The sequence below is a fragment of the Serratia sp. NA_112.1 genome (genome assembly GCF_052691715.1).
On sequence record NZ_JBQZFO010000015.1, the window covers coordinates 61,402 to 75,962 of the forward strand.

The 14,561-nt window shown below is 55.7% G+C and carries 13 protein-coding genes and 1 tRNA gene; 2 read left to right on the forward strand and 12 right to left on the reverse strand.

Annotation, left to right across the window (positions count from 1 at the left end):
* Positions 1 to 2: 2 nt before the first annotated feature.
* The 6 genes from ilvD to ACUTQ5_RS20685 all read right to left on the reverse strand — a co-directional run bounded on the left by ilvD (position 3) and on the right by ACUTQ5_RS20685 (position 6,427).
* Complete coding sequence (gene ilvD, locus ACUTQ5_RS20660) at positions 3 to 1,853, reverse strand: dihydroxy-acid dehydratase (protein ID WP_445652761.1); 1,851 nt, start codon at positions 1,851 to 1,853, stop codon at positions 3 to 5.
* Positions 1,854 to 1,969: 116 nt separating this feature from the next.
* On the reverse strand, positions 1,970 to 2,896 hold the full coding sequence (gene ilvE / locus ACUTQ5_RS20665; protein WP_445652762.1) for a branched-chain-amino-acid transaminase: 927 nt from the start codon (positions 2,894 to 2,896) through the stop codon (positions 1,970 to 1,972).
* A 22-nt stretch (positions 2,897 to 2,918) separates the two neighbouring features.
* Positions 2,919 to 3,176, reverse strand: coding sequence for an acetolactate synthase 2 small subunit (gene ilvM / locus ACUTQ5_RS20670; RefSeq protein ID WP_445652763.1), 258 nt, complete (start codon positions 3,174 to 3,176; stop codon positions 2,919 to 2,921).
* Complete coding sequence (gene ilvG / locus ACUTQ5_RS20675) at positions 3,173 to 4,819, reverse strand: acetolactate synthase 2 catalytic subunit (RefSeq protein WP_445652764.1); 1,647 nt, start codon at positions 4,817 to 4,819, stop codon at positions 3,173 to 3,175. The genes ilvM and ilvG overlap by 4 nt, the downstream gene beginning before the upstream one ends.
* A 143-nt stretch (positions 4,820 to 4,962) precedes the next feature.
* Positions 4,963 to 5,061 carry an ilv operon leader peptide gene (gene ilvL, locus ACUTQ5_RS20680; protein ID WP_015962288.1) on the reverse strand — a complete coding sequence of 33 codons (99 nt, stop codon included), beginning with the start codon at positions 5,059 to 5,061 and terminating at the stop codon, positions 4,963 to 4,965.
* A gap of 133 nt (positions 5,062 to 5,194) precedes the next feature.
* On the reverse strand, positions 5,195 to 6,427 hold the full coding sequence (locus ACUTQ5_RS20685) for an MFS transporter (RefSeq protein WP_445652765.1): 1,233 nt from the start codon (positions 6,425 to 6,427) through the stop codon (positions 5,195 to 5,197).
* Positions 6,428 to 6,768: 341 nt separating this feature from the next.
* Between ACUTQ5_RS20685 and ACUTQ5_RS20690 the strand changes: the two genes are divergently transcribed.
* Positions 6,769 to 8,292, forward strand: coding sequence for a YifB family Mg chelatase-like AAA ATPase (locus ACUTQ5_RS20690; RefSeq protein WP_445652766.1), 1,524 nt, complete (start codon positions 6,769 to 6,771; stop codon positions 8,290 to 8,292).
* Positions 8,293 to 8,319: 27 nt separating this feature from the next.
* Here the strand turns inward: ACUTQ5_RS20690 and ACUTQ5_RS20695 are convergent, their stop codons facing one another.
* Positions 8,320 to 8,658, reverse strand: a complete 339-nt coding sequence (locus tag ACUTQ5_RS20695; protein ID WP_445652767.1) for a DUF413 domain-containing protein — start codon at positions 8,656 to 8,658, stop codon at positions 8,320 to 8,322.
* Positions 8,659 to 8,777: 119 nt separating this feature from the next.
* Between ACUTQ5_RS20695 and hdfR the strand changes: the two genes are divergently transcribed.
* Positions 8,778 to 9,605: an HTH-type transcriptional regulator HdfR gene (gene hdfR / locus ACUTQ5_RS20700; RefSeq protein WP_026142584.1), complete on the forward strand. Its 828-nt coding sequence runs from the start codon at positions 8,778 to 8,780 to the stop codon at positions 9,603 to 9,605.
* 4 nt (positions 9,606 to 9,609) lie between these two features.
* Here hdfR and yjfF read toward each other — a convergent pair whose 3' ends face one another.
* The 5 genes from yjfF to ACUTQ5_RS20725 form a co-directional block, all read right to left on the reverse strand.
* The gene (gene yjfF, locus ACUTQ5_RS20705) at positions 9,610 to 10,602 is read right to left on the reverse strand and encodes a galactofuranose ABC transporter, permease protein YjfF (RefSeq protein WP_445652768.1); all 993 of its coding nucleotides are present in this window, start codon (positions 10,600 to 10,602) and stop codon (positions 9,610 to 9,612) included.
* On the reverse strand, positions 10,599 to 11,621 hold the full coding sequence (gene ytfT, locus ACUTQ5_RS20710) for a galactofuranose ABC transporter, ATP-binding protein YtfT (RefSeq protein WP_445652769.1): 1,023 nt from the start codon (positions 11,619 to 11,621) through the stop codon (positions 10,599 to 10,601). The genes yjfF and ytfT overlap by 4 nt, the downstream gene beginning before the upstream one ends.
* Entirely contained in the window at positions 11,618 to 13,132 is a 1,515-nt protein-coding gene (locus ACUTQ5_RS20715) for a sugar ABC transporter ATP-binding protein (protein ID WP_445652770.1), read from the reverse strand. The genes ytfT and ACUTQ5_RS20715 overlap by 4 nt, the downstream gene beginning before the upstream one ends.
* A 23-nt stretch (positions 13,133 to 13,155) precedes the next feature.
* On the reverse strand, positions 13,156 to 14,112 hold the full coding sequence (ytfQ, locus tag ACUTQ5_RS20720) for a galactofuranose ABC transporter, galactofuranose-binding protein YtfQ (protein WP_261093466.1): 957 nt from the start codon (positions 14,110 to 14,112) through the stop codon (positions 13,156 to 13,158).
* 320 nt (positions 14,113 to 14,432) lie between these two features.
* A tRNA-Trp gene (locus ACUTQ5_RS20725) sits at positions 14,433 to 14,508 on the reverse strand.
* Between the last annotated feature and the right edge of the window lie 53 nt (positions 14,509 to 14,561).

Here is a 14,561-nt window from a genome sequence, read left to right on the forward strand (position 1 = left end):
GTTTAGCCTCCCAGCTTGCTCTTGTCGCGTACTGCGCCTTTGTCGGCGCTGGTCGCCAGCATGGCGTAGGCACGCAGGGCGAAGGAAACCTGACGCTCGCGATTTTTTGGCGTCCAGGCCAGGTCGCCACGTGCCAGCTCAACTTCACGACGCGCCGCCAGCTCGCTGTCCGAAACGTCCAGCACCATGCTGCGTTTTGGAATATCGATGTCGATCATGTCGCCATCTTCGATCAACGCAATCAGACCACCGCTGCCTGCTTCCGGAGAAACGTGGCCAATAGACAGACCCGAGGTACCGCCGGAGAAACGCCCGTCGGTGATCAAAGCGCAGGCTTTGCCCAGCCCCATGGATTTCAGATAGGTGGTTGGGTACAGCATTTCCTGCATGCCCGGCCCGCCCTTCGGCCCTTCATAGCGGATCACCACTACGTCACCGGCAACCACTTTACCACCGAGGATCGCTTCCACCGCCGAGTCCTGGCTTTCATACACTTTGGCCGGACCGCGGAAGGTCAGGTTGTCCTTGTCGACACCGGCGGTTTTCACAATGCTGCCGTCCAGTGCCATGTTGCCGTACAGCACGGCCAAGCCACCGTCCAGGCTGAAGGCATTTTCCAGCGAACGGATACAGCCCTCGGCACGGTCATCATCGAGCGTATCCCAGCGACAATCCTGCGAGAACGCCTTGGTGGTGCGGATACCGGCTGGGCCGGCACGGAACATTTTCTTCACCGCTTCGTCCTGGGTCAGCATGATGTCGTACTTTTCCAGCGTTTCCGGCAGTTTCATGCCCAGGATATTGTCGACGTCGCGATTCAACAGGCCTGCGCGATCCAGCTCACCCAAAATCGCCAGTACACCACCAGCGCGGTGCACGTCTTCCATATGGTACTTCGGGGTGCTTGGCGCCACCTTGCACAGGTGCGGTACCTTGCGCGAGAGGCGGTCGATGTCTTCCATGGTGAAGTCGATTTCACCTTCCTGCGCAGAAGCCAGCAGGTGCAATACGGTATTGGTCGAGCCGCCCATGGCGATATCCAGCGTCATGGCGTTTTCGAATGCTGCCTTGTTGGCAATATTGCGCGGCAGTGCGCTTTCATCACCCTGCTCGTAGTAACGTTTGGTCAAGGCTACGATGCGTTTACCGGCGTTAATAAACAGCTCTTTACGGTCGGCATGGGTCGCCAGCAGCGAGCCGTTGCCCGGTTGCGACAGGCCCAGCGCTTCGGTCAGGCAGTTCATCGAGTTGGCGGTGAACATGCCGGAACAAGAGCCGCAGGTTGGACAGGCGGAACGTTCGATCTGCCCGCTGTCGGCGTCGCTGACGTTCGGGTTGGCACCCTGAATCATCGCGTCTACCAGATCCAGTTTGATGATCTTGTCGGACAGCTTGGTTTTGCCGGCCTCCATCGGGCCGCCGGAAACGAAAATCACCGGAATATTCAGGCGCAGTGACGCCATCAGCATCCCTGGGGTGATCTTGTCGCAGTTGGAGATACACACCATCGCATCCGCGCAGTGGGCATTCACCATGTATTCAACCGAGTCGGCGATCAATTCACGCGACGGCAGGGAATAGAGCATGCCGCCGTGGCCCATGGCGATGCCGTCATCCACCGCAATGGTGTTGAACTCTTTGGCAACGCCGCCTGAGGCTTCGATCTGTTCTGCAACCAGTTTGCCCAAATCACGCAGATGCACATGGCCCGGAACAAACTGGGTAAATGAGTTGACCACCGCAATAATGGGTTTGCCAAAATCGTCGTCGGTCATTCCGGTCGCGCGCCATAATGCGCGGGCACCCGCCATGTTGCGGCCGTGGGTGGTGGTGGCGGAACGGTACTTAGGCATGCTCTTCACTCCAAATGTATTCATTGCAGGCGGCGAACGAACCGCCTGGATATTCTTATCTGTCTGTTGATTTACCCTATGAATTTCAAGCCACAACTTGAAAGACGACGGGTAAATTATGGGTTTACCGGATCCAACCACCCGTACTTGTCTTCGGTCTTGCCGGTAAACAGGCCAAAGAACGCCTGTTGGATCTGTTTGGTCACCGGGCCGCATTTGCCAATGCCGACCTGGATGCCGTCGACGCTGCGCACCGGGGTGATTTCCGCCGCGGTGCCGGACATGAACACTTCGTCGGCCAGGTACAGCGATTCGCGCGACAGCACTTGCTCACGCACTTCGAAGCCCATGTCTTTTGCCAGCTTGATGATGGCATCGCGGGTGATACCCGGCAGCGCGGAAGAGGTAAACGGTGGGGTGAACAGCACACCGTCTTTCACTTCAAACAGGTTTTCACCTGCGCCTTCGGAAATATAGCCGTGAACATCCAGTGCGATCCCTTCCTGATAACCGTGGCGGCGCGCTTCGCTGCCCACCAGAAGGGAAGAAAGATAGTTACCGCCGGCCTTGGCCGCGGTGGGGATGGTATTTGGCGCTACACGGTGCCAGGACGAAACCATCGCATCGATGCCTTGATCCAGCGCCTCTTCACCCAGGTACGCGCCCCAAGGAAACGCCGCGATAATCACGTCTGTTTTGTAACCGGCCGGCGGGTTAACCCCCATGCCGACGTCGCCCACAAACACCAGCGGACGAATATAAGCGCTGACCAGATTGTTTTTACGCAGCGTGGCGCGGCAGGCCTCCATCAGCTCATCAACGCTTTGCGATACCGGCATGCGATAGATTTTTGCCGAGTCGTGCAGACGCTGCATATGTTCGCGGTGGCGGAATACCACCGGGCCTTTATGGGAGTCGTAGCAACGGACTCCTTCAAACACCGAAGTGCCGTAGTGCAACGCATGCGACATCACGTGCACTTTGGCGTCAGCCCAGGGAACCATCTCACCATTGAACCAAATGTAATCGGCTTTCTTCGTCATTGTTATTTATCCTTCTCGCGCGTCAGGCGCGTATTTGTTGTGATGTTTGTTGCCGGATCTCAACGCAGGAGACATCCATCAGTTTGCTCAACTGAGATGACAGTAAATCCACTGGGCGCTGGCTGGCAACGGTCAATTCAATATTAATCTTGTCGGTATTTGCCGCCGAAGCCATATTCATAGCACAAACCTGAAAGCCACGATGACGCACGACACGCAATACGCGCTCTAACATTTCAGGGCGAAAACGGGCCTGGATCGAGAGTTGATGCTGCATCATGATATTTTCTCCAACATGGTTTCGTTACCGGCACCCGGCGGCACCAGCGGCCAGACGTTTTCAAGTTCATCAATCGACACGTGCAACATATAAGGCCCTTCGCTGTTGAATAAGGCGTCGAGGGCGTCTGCCACCTGGTCTTTACGGGTGATACGCTGGCCGGGGATGCCAAAGGCATTGGCCAACATCAGGAAGTCGGGGTTATCGGAGAGATTGGTTTCGCTGTAACGCCCGTCAAAAAACAGCTGTTGCCACTGACGCACCATGCCCAAGCGCTGGTTATCCAGCAAAACGATTTTCAGCGGTAACTGTTTGCGTTTGATGGTGCCCAGTTCTTGCACGTTCATCATGAACGAACCGTCACCCGATACGCAGACCACCGTATCCTCCGGGCGGGCCATCTGGGCGCCAACCGCCGCCGGCACACCGAAGCCCATAGTGCCCAAACCGCTGGAGGTGATGAAATTCTCCGGGCGCTCGAAGGTCATGTGCTGTGCGGTCCACATCTGGTGCTGGCCCACGTCGGTGGTGATCACGCTGTTGGCTGGCTTGCGCTCGGACAGCTGCTTTAACAGCAGCGGTGCGTAGATCGGCTGGCCCGGGTGGTCATAACGCCAGCTATGGCTTTCTTTCAGTTCAACCACTCGCTGCTGCCAGGCAGCGATACTCAGCGGCTGCTGCAACGCCGGTAACAAAGCTTTCAAATCGCCCTGCAGCGCTACGTGTGCCTGGCGCAACTTGCTCATTTCCGCCGGATCGATATCCATGTGGATCACCTTGGCATGCGGGGCGAAAGCGTTCAGTTTACCGGTTACGCGATCGTCAAAACGCGCGCCAACGGCAATCAGCAAATCGCACTCCTGCACCGCCAGGTTGGCGGCCTTGGTACCGTGCATCCCCAGCATACCGAGGTAGTACGGTTGCTCAGCGTCCGGTGCGCCCAGCCCTTTCAACGTGGCTACGTTGGGCATTTGGGTCACCGCAATGAACTCACGCAGCGCCGGTACCGCCTGCGCCATACCAACACCACCGCCGACATACAGCATCGGCTTGTGCGCCTGCGACAGCAATTCGACAGCCTGCGCCAGCTCCGCTGCCGGGTAGTGCAGTTCTTCCTCTACCGGCATCAGGTGCGGGTGTAATTCGCCGTGCGCCAGTTGGATGTCTTTCGGGATATCGATCAGCACCGGGCCAGGACGACCGCTGCTGGCGATGGCGAAGGCTTCCGCCATGATGCCCGGCAGCGCGTCCAATGATTCCACCAGGAAGCTGTGTTTGGTGCAGGCCAGAGACAGGCCGAGGACATCGATCTCCTGAAAGGCATCGGTGCCAATCAGTGCTGAACCAACCTGACCGGTGATCGCCACCAGCGGAACGGAATCCAGCAGCGCATCGGCCAGGCCGGTGATCAGGTTGGTGGCGCCGGGGCCGGAAGTGGCGATACAAACGCCCACCTTGCCGGTGGAACGGGCATAGCCAATGGCCGCCATCGCGGCACCTTGCTCGTGGCGGCACAGCAAGTGTTCTACCCCACCGTCATACAATGCATCGTAGACCGGCATGATTGCGCCACCCGGGTAGCCGAATACCGTATCAACTCCCTGTGCACGCAATGCTTGTACTACCCACTGAGCCCCGTTCATAGTTATTTCCCCGCCTTACTTCGACAACTGCAGGATTTTGTTTTGTTATTCATATTGTTATCCTCGTTTCACTTTTCTCTTGCCAATAAAAAAACCCCCGGACCTTTCGGTGCGGGGGTTCTCTTGCGATTCCGGCTTGTTTTCTAAGCCATTCTTCGTCCAAGTGCAGCCCCGCACGGTGGGATAATAATCACCACCACGCTAATCACGACTAGGCTAATCACTTGGGCAAAGGCTTTCATAATAGGTTTGTTCACTGTGCTCGTTTCGAACTAATGCCTACAGAGGTACCATAGTCCCGCGCGGCATGACAACACTTTTTTTGCGTTATTATTCGGCGCAATCTGGTCATACCTCGTGCAAAATGCCCTGATTTCAAACGTTAGCCTGCACGCCCGAAGATTTAACTTCCCCCGAAATCGCCTTGCCGCGCGTGTCCTTGCCCAGGAACACCAGTAGCGCAATGACAATAGCCACCGTGCCGGCGATAATCGCCATCGCCAGGCCATAATTTTGGCCATGATGTTCGGCGATGGTCGCCTGCAGCGTGGCGTTGACCGAAGCAATCAGGTTACCCAACTGGTAAACAAACCCTGGCAGCACCGCACGGGTATTGGCCGGCACCAGTTCGGTGAGATAAGTCGGTATCACGCCCCAGGCCCCCTGCACCATGAACTGCATCAGGAAGGCGCCAATCCCCAACATCAGCGAACCGCTGGAAAATGCCCACAGTGGGATCACCGGCAAGGTCAATAACGCGGCAATGATAATGGCCTTACGGCGGCCGATTTTTTCCGACAGCGAACCAAAGAAAACGCCGCCAATGATTGAAGCGATGTTGTAGCTAATGGCGATAATACTGACGGTTTTAGGATCGAAACCGTGCTGAACTTTCAAAAACACCGGATACATATCCTGGGTGCCGTGCGAGAAGAAATTGAATGCCGCCATCAGTAACACCAGATAGCCGCACAGCTTCCAGTGACTTTTCAAGACCGGCAGCAGGGCACTGCTTTCCTTGCGTTCACGCGCCGCCAGCCACACCGGCGATTCCTGTACGCAGTAGTAAATAAACGGCAGCAGCAAAATCGGCGCCGCACCGATCACGAACATACCGCGCCAGCCAACCACCTCAAACAGCAGGCCGTACACCACCGCCGCCAACAGATAACCAAAGGGATAACCGGCCTGGAAAATCCCCGACATCAAGCCACGCGAGCGATCCGGAATGGTCTCCAGCGCCAGCGACGAAGCTACGCCCCAGATCCCCCCCATAGCCACGCCGTACAACACCCGCAGTAACAGGAATACCGTCAACGAAGGCGCCGCTGCGGACAACAGTTCAAAAATTGAGAAGAACACGATATTCAACATCAAAATCGGTTTGCGCCCGTACTTTTCCGCCGCCCGGCCGAAGATCAGTGCACCAATCGGTCGCACCGCCAGCGTCAGCAAGATCGCCAGCGTTACCTCCTCCATGCCGACATGGAAAGATTGCGCAATATCGCTGAGCAGAAAGACCAGCACGAAAAAATCGAAAGCATCAAGCGTCCAGCTTGAAAAGCTGGCGATGGCTGCATTGCGTTGCAGCGGAGTCCAACCAAACATAGTGTTATCCCTACTCTGGAATACGAGGTCATGAGGTTTAGCGGCTACCGCAGCGGAAGGCAACGGCGGTCGGATTTTGTTAACAAAGTTATTTTTATTTTGCTCAATTGTTAAATACACCCATTAACCCTCTCACTGCAACTTGGTTAGCTTGCTAATTTGTTGCAGCATTCACGTAATTGTTAAGGGGTATTGCCGTCACTTGCGCAGTGCTGCACAAAAATTCGTTATCCTTATGAAATTCATTATTTTAATTACGACCTCCCACGCAAATACTCCAAGGTTACCGCGCCCCGGCAGGGCCTTTGCCGCATCATGTTGCCTACAGCAAGGAGAGCAATATGTCACTGGCGGTTATCTATACCCGAGCCACGCTGGGCGTTCAGGCCCCTTCGGTTACGGTGGAAGTGCATATCAGCAACGGGCTACCCGGTCTGACCATGGTCGGCCTGCCGGAAACCACGGTGAAAGAATCCCGCGATCGGGTACGCAGCGCATTGATCAATAATGGTTTCACCTTTCCCGCGCGGCGTATCACCGTCAATCTGGCACCGGCCGATTTACCCAAGGAAGGCGGTCGTTACGACCTGCCGATCGCTTTGGCGATCCTCGCTGCCTCCGAGCAGCTACCGCTCGACAAACTGGCCCGTTATGAATTCCTTGGGGAGTTGGCGTTATCCGGCGCACTACGGGGAGTCAGTGGCGCGATACCCGCCGCGCTGGCCGCAATGGACGCGGGCAGGCAGTTGATTCTGGCTGCCACCAATGGCCGAGAGGCGGGATTGATTACCCAAAGCGAAACCCTGGTGGCAGAACACCTGCTGGAGGTATGCGCCTTTCTGCTGGGCAAAGGAGACTTACCGATAGCCAGCGCGCCGCAGGCAACGGAGACCACGCAGGAACCTGCCGACCTGCAAGATATTCTGGGCCAGGAACAGGCGAAGCGGGCACTGGAGATCGCCGCCGCCGGGGGACACAACCTGTTGCTGGTCGGCCCACCAGGCACCGGGAAAACCATGCTGGCCAGCCGTTTGACTGCCCTGCTGCCCCCGCTGACCGACAGGGAGGCACTGGAAACCATCAGCGTCGCCAGCCTGCTGCATCACTCTACGCAAGCGCTGCCATGGCGACAGCGGCCCTTTCGCGCACCGCATCACAGTGCCTCGATGGCCGCGCTGGTCGGCGGCGGCTCTCTGCCGCGGCCGGGTGAAATATCCATGGCGCACAACGGCGTGCTGTTTCTTGATGAATTACCCGAATTCGAAAGGCGAGTATTGGATGCCCTGCGTGAACCCCTGGAGTCCGGCGAAATAGTCATTTCACGCGCTACGGCCAAGGTCTGCTTTCCGGCCAGAGTGCAGCTGATCGCCGCCATGAATCCCAGCCCCACCGGGCACTATCAGGGCATACATAACCGCGCGTCCCCACAACAGATCCTGCGCTATCTCGGACGGCTTTCAGGGCCGTTTCTCGATCGCTTCGATTTATCGATTGAGGTACCCCTGCTGCCACCCGGCGTGCTGAGCAAACGACGCATCACCGGTGAAAGTAGCACCCAGGTACGGGAGCGGGTGCTGCTGGCACGCGAAAGGCAGCTCAACCGTTCAGGGAAGATCAACGCCCTGCTGAATAATCACGAGGTAGAGCGAGATTGCGCATTGAGCGAAGCCGACGCAGATTTTCTTGAGACGACGTTAAATCGATTGGGGTTATCGGTTCGCGCCTGGCAGCGGATTTTAAAAGTGGCTCGCACCCTGGCTGATTTGGCGGGAGATAGGGATATTGATAAGCGCCATTTGAGCGAAGCACTTGGCTATCGCAGTATGGATCGCCTGTTGCTACAGCTGCACCGCAGCCTGGAGTGAAAATGGGGCCCAAAGGCCCCATCGTTATCAATCGTCGCTGTCGGTGTAATCTTCCACCGCGTCAGCCTGCGGCTTGCCGCCGGACAGGGTATGGAATTTTTTCGGGCGGCGTGTGCGCAACAGATATTTAGCCCATACTTTTTCCTGCTCGGTAACCGGCTCACGCTCACCGTGGCACACTGCGACGAACAACTGTTCTTCTTCAGTGACCGGCTGACGTTTGCCCGCGTCCAGCTCATTGAACGCATACCCGAAACGCTCTAGCAATTGCGCTTCTTTAATGGTGAAATCGCCGTGACGGGAGAACCCGCGAGGATAATGTTTATTATCAAAAAAACGACTGGTCGTGGTGAAGCTATCCGCCATCTGACACGCTCCTAATTCTCTCATGGCCGTGCTGTTTATGGCGCGGAGTATTAGATAGGCTTGACATTGTGTAAAACAAAACATTTAAATCTTAACGATAAAAATTTCTGGAGATGGGTGTGGATACCGAATTACTGAAAACCTTTTTGGAGGTCAGTAGAACGCGTCACTTTGGCCGAGCCGCAGAATCCTTGTACTTAACGCAGTCTGCCGTTAGTTTTCGTATCCGCCAGTTAGAAACCCAATTGGGCGCGAATTTATTCACCCGGCATCGTAACAATATCCGTCTGACACCAGCAGGGGAGCGGCTTCTGCCCTATGCTGAGAGCCTGATGACGACCTGGCAATTGGCGAAAAAAGAGGTGGTGCGTTCGCTGCAACATACTGAACTGTCCATCGGTGCCACCGCGTCATTGTGGGAAGCTTATCTGACCCCGTGGCTGCAATCGTTGTATCAACAACGAGAGGCATTACAGCTGGAAGCCAGGGTGGCGTTACGGCACTCTTTGGTAAAACAGCTGCATGAAAGACAGCTCGATTTGCTCATCACCACCGAGCCGCCAAAAATGGATGAACTGGCCAGCCAGCTGTTGGGCAATTTCTCGCTGCGGCTGTTCTCTTCCACCCTGCGTGATAAACATGCGCCGATGCCTTATATCAAGCTGGAATGGGGGGCGGATTTTCATCAGCAGGAGAGCCGTATGCTGGAGGGTGATAACCTGCCGGTACTCACCACAACCTCCGCACACCTGACCCGACAACTGCTGGAAACCACCGGCGGTTGCGCCTTCCTGCCCAGCCAATGGGAGAAGGACTACCCGCAGTTGGCCGCCATTGCCGACATTCCGCCGATAATCCGCCCGCTGTACGCCGTTTGGCTGCAAAATAGCGATCAACAGCCGCTGATCCGCCAACTGTTGAAAATACCTTTAAATACTACGGCATAAGGCGTTATGACGGCGTTAAGCGAGGATGCCGGGGTTTGGTTCGTCTACCGAGCCAAAACGCGCTCATCGCCTTCTGAAGGCCGATAAAGCCGAACAACAGAATGCCGATGACAATTTTGGTCCACCAGGAGCTGAGCGTGCCGTCGAAAGTGATGTAACTCTGTATCAGCCCCTGGATCAGTACACCGAACAACGTGCCCAATACGGTGCCAACCCCACCGGTCAACAAGGTGCCACCAATCACTACCGCCGCAATGGCATCCAACTCTACCCCGCTGGCCGCCAGCGCGTAGCCCGCCGAGGTATACAGCGAGAAAATAATCCCGGACAACGCAGCCAGCGTGCCTGAGAGCATATAAATCAGCACCGTGGTCCGTTGCACCGGTACGCCCATCAGCGCCGCAGATACCCGATTACCGCCGATGGCGTAGACGTTGTGGCCAAATCGGGTGCGGTGCGCCAACACTATGCCGACCGCTACCACCATTAGCATCACCAACGCCAACAGCGTGAAACGGCCGCCGCCCGGCAGTTTCCAGGCGTAGTTCGCCAGCGTCGCGTACAAAGGGTGATCGATGGGAATCGACTCTTCCGAAACGATAAAACTCATGCCCCGCACGAAAAACATTCCGGCCAGCGTGATGATAAACGCCGGTAGCTTCAATATATCGATGATCCAGCCCATCAGTGCGCCAAACGACGCCCCCATCAGCAGCGCAATAACAAACGCATAACCCGGAGCAATACCGTAGGTGCCGATCAATTTGGCCAATAGCACCCCGGTGAAGGCGATCACCGAGCCGACCGACAGATCAATACCGCCGGAAAGGATCACAAACGTCATGCCTACCGCGACGATGCCAAGAAAGGCGTTGTCGGTCAGCAAGTCACACCACACCCGCGTTGAGGCAAAACTGGGAAACTGAGTAAGGCAAAAACCATAGCCCAGGAGGAACACCAGGACCGTCATCAACAGAGGCAAATTACGCTTGATCATGGCCTTTTTCTCCTAAGCAGTTGACGCAACGAAACGCTGGGTGATTGCACCATCAGCACCGCCAGCACCACGATCGCTTTCAGTACCAGATTAAACTCCGGCCGATAGCCGGAGAGCAGAATACCGGTATTCATCCCCTGAATAATTAATGCACCCACCACCGACAACAGCAGGTTAAAACGTCCCCCCAGCAATGAACCGCCGCCGATCACCACCGCCAGGATCGCATCCAACTCCAGCCACAGCCCGGCATTGTTGGCGTCTGCACCCCGGATATCCGCCGTGACGATTATCCCGGCCACCGCAGCACAGAGTCCGCAGATCACATATACCGCGATCACCACCCAGCGCGTACTGACCCCCGCATTGCGGGCCGAGCGCAGATTGATACCCACAGCTTCGATAAACAGCCCCAGCGCCGTTTTACGCGTCAGCAGCCAGATCAACAGCAGCATCACTGCAGCAATGATCGCCGGCAGTGGCAAATACATCAGCGCACCGCTACCGAGCCACGCCAGCCCTTCCCGCTCAAAGGTGACGATCTGTCCCTCGGTGATCAGTTGTGCAATGCCACGACCGGCCACCATCAGCATCAGCGTGGCGACAATCGGTTGTATCTGCAATACCGCCACCAGAAAGCCATTCCACAGGCCACACAGCGCTCCGGCCGCCAAAGCAGCCGCCAGCACGTAGCCCAGCGGATAACCGGCGCTGGTCAAGGTTGCGGCCGTGGCACCGGCTATCGCCATCACCGCCCCCACGGAAAGGTCGATACCCCCGGTGGCGATTACTAACGTCATGCCCAACGCCAATAACGCTACCGGCGCGCCACGGTTAACGATGTCGATCACGCTACCAAACAGTCGACCGTCCTGAATGTGGATGGAAAAGAAATTCGGGGCGACCAGGCTGTCAATCAGCAAAATCACCGCCAGCGCCCCCAGTTGCGTTGCCCCAGCGGGGAACACCCATCTGACTTTGCGTGGCCCACCGGACATGGAAAAACTCCTGAGGTTCATTCAACCCCCTGTTGCGCGGCAATCGCCTGCATGATTGCAGGTACCGTAATGGCGTCATGTTCAAGCTGCGCTACATGCTTTCTGTCGCGTAGCACCAAGATACGATCGGCATAGCCCGCCAGCTCTTCCAGTTCGGAAGAAATCACCAACAGCGCCAGCCCTTCATCACAGAGTTTTTCAATTAAACGAATGATTTCAGCATGTGCGCCAACATCTATTCCGCGTGTCGGTTCATCCAGGATCAAAAAACGCGGTTTGGTCGCCAACCAGCGGGACAGCAACACTTTCTGCTGATTGCCACCGGACAGATATTGGATCTGCTGTTCCGGCCCCGGAGTGCGGATGCCCATCAGCTGGATATAACTCTCGGCAATCCGGGTTTGTTCCCGCAGCGATAAGGGTTTTAACCAACCGCGTTGCGCCTGCAGAGCCAGAATGATGTTTTCCCGCACCGTTGCAGCGCCGGCAATCCCGTCGGTTTTACGGTCCTCAGGGCAATAGCCGAAACCGAGACTGGCTGCTTTACGAGGTGTACGGATGTTCACCGTACGTCCCTCAACTTTCGCACTGCCGCTATCACGCGGCTTGATACCGAATATCAGCTGAGCCGTTTCCGTGCGCCCCGATCCCAGCAGGCCGGCCAGGCCAACTATCTCGCCCGGACGTATTTGCAGATTGAAGGGTTCAACCATGCCGCGCCGCCCGTAGCCACTGAATTCAACCAGATATGGCGCCTCAGTTAGCCCGTGCTCACCACGTTTGAGCAGCGACTCGTCAAACGCGTGGCCAAGCATCATCTGTACCAATTCCAGACGCGGTAAATCAGCGGTAACCTTGGTCCCCACTAACTTACCGTTGCGCAGTACGGTGATACGATCGCAAATGAGGTAAACCTGATCGAGGAAGTGGGTGACAAAGATCATCCCCATACCCTGAGTACGGAGCTGGCTGAGAATACCCAGCAACATGCTAACTTCTTTAGCATCCAGACTGGCGGTTGGCTCGTCCAGGATCAGGACTTTGGCTGACAGGTCGACCGCCCGCGCGATAGCGATAATCTGCTGGATCGCAATCGAGTAATTCCCCAACGGCTGGCTGACATCCAACTGTAATCCATACCCCAATAAAAGCTGTTGGGCCTGGCTCAGCAGCTTTTTTTGATCAATCAGACCAAACCGCGTTGGCTCTCGACCAATGAAAAGATTGGCCGCCACCGAGATGTTCGGCAGCAGGTTAACCTCCTGATAAACCGTGCCAATCCCCAACACCTGGGCCTGTGCGGTGCTGTGTGGGGCAATGGTACGCCCCTCCAGCAGGATTTCACCGGCGGAACGCTGATAGACCCCGGTTAACGCTTTGATTAACGTGGATTTCCCCGCGCCATTCTCACCCAGCAACGCCATGATCTCTCCGCGCTGTAACGTGATATCAACCTGCTCCAGCGCTTTGACGCCAGGAAACTCAACGGATAATCCCTTAATCGCCAATAACGTGGTCTGAGATGTGGCCATCTTCTGTCCCGCCGGTAAGTGGATTAATAACCCATGCTTTTCTTCAGCTCGAATTCCTGTTTCGCGGTATCTGGCTGCAACAGTTTCGATTCAGTCTGGATAAACTTCGGCGGTTGGGTACCCTCCTTCTTCATCGCCAGCAGCGCATCAAACGCCGGGCCGGCCATATTCGGCGTTAATTCGACCGAGGCATTGGCTTCACCATTCATCATTGCTTTGAATATGTCAGGCACACCGTCGATAGAGACGATTTTGATTTGTGAACCTGGTTTTAAACCCGCCTCTTTGATTGCCTGAATAGCGCCGATTGCCATATCGTCGTTATGCGCATACACGGCGCAGATATTTTTACCGTTCTGCTCGGCCTTGATAAAACTTTCCATCACTTCTTTGCCCTTGCTGCGGGTAAAATCGCCGGATTGCGAGCGGATGATTTTAACGTTAGCAGCGTTGGCTATACCGTCGGCAAAGCCTTTCTTGCGGTTGATGGCGACGCTGGCCCCCACGGTCCCCTGCAGTTCCACCACGTTACAGGGTTTGCCGGCAACCTCTTTCACCAGCCACTCTCCTGCGACTTTACCTTCGTGCACACTGTCGGACGCCACAGCTGCAGTATAGAGCGAGGGATCGTTCACTTCGATCATCCGGTCGAGCAGGAATACCGGGATCTTGGCCTCTTTGGCCTCTTGCAGTACCGGAGTCCATCCGGTGGCGACTACCGGCGCAATGAAAATGGCATCAACCCCCTGGGCAATGAAGGATCTGACCGCTTTGATCTGGTTTTCCTGTTTTTGCTGTGCATCGGCGATTTTTAACGTAATACCGCGTTTTTCCGCTTCCTGTTTCGACACCTTGGTTTCGGCAGAACGCCAGCCCGATTCCGAACCAATCTGAGAAAAACCGACGACCAGCGGTGCCGCCTGTACCGTACTTATCAAGGCGCCAGTGATGGCGGCCGCTAACAGCAGACGTTTAACCATTTTTGCGTTCTCCCCGCACTGCCCAGGGACCAGGTGGCTTCAGGCAGTGTTAACTGTTGTTGTGTATGCTGCATATTTTTCTGGTGAAGTGGGTATCCAAAGACCCGGACACCCATTAGGTTTAGTCGAAAATCAGGCAGGAATAATGAGCGGCATCACATCACGGGATAACAACCATTTTGTACATGGATCCAGCTAAAAATGTCTAAATTTGGAGCTGTTTCGGCAGGGTTTTTAGGCAATTTATCAGAGGAATAGCGAGGATTTTGAAAAAGCAGAAAGCAAAAAAAACCCTTCGCTTTCGCAAAGGGTTTCCAATATGGCAGGGGCGGAGAGACTCGAACTCGCGACACCCGGTTTTGGAGACCGGTGCTCTACCAACTGAGCTACGCCCCTAAATCATGCTTAACATTATGCCTGCTAAAGTTAGCAGGCATAATTTAAATAAT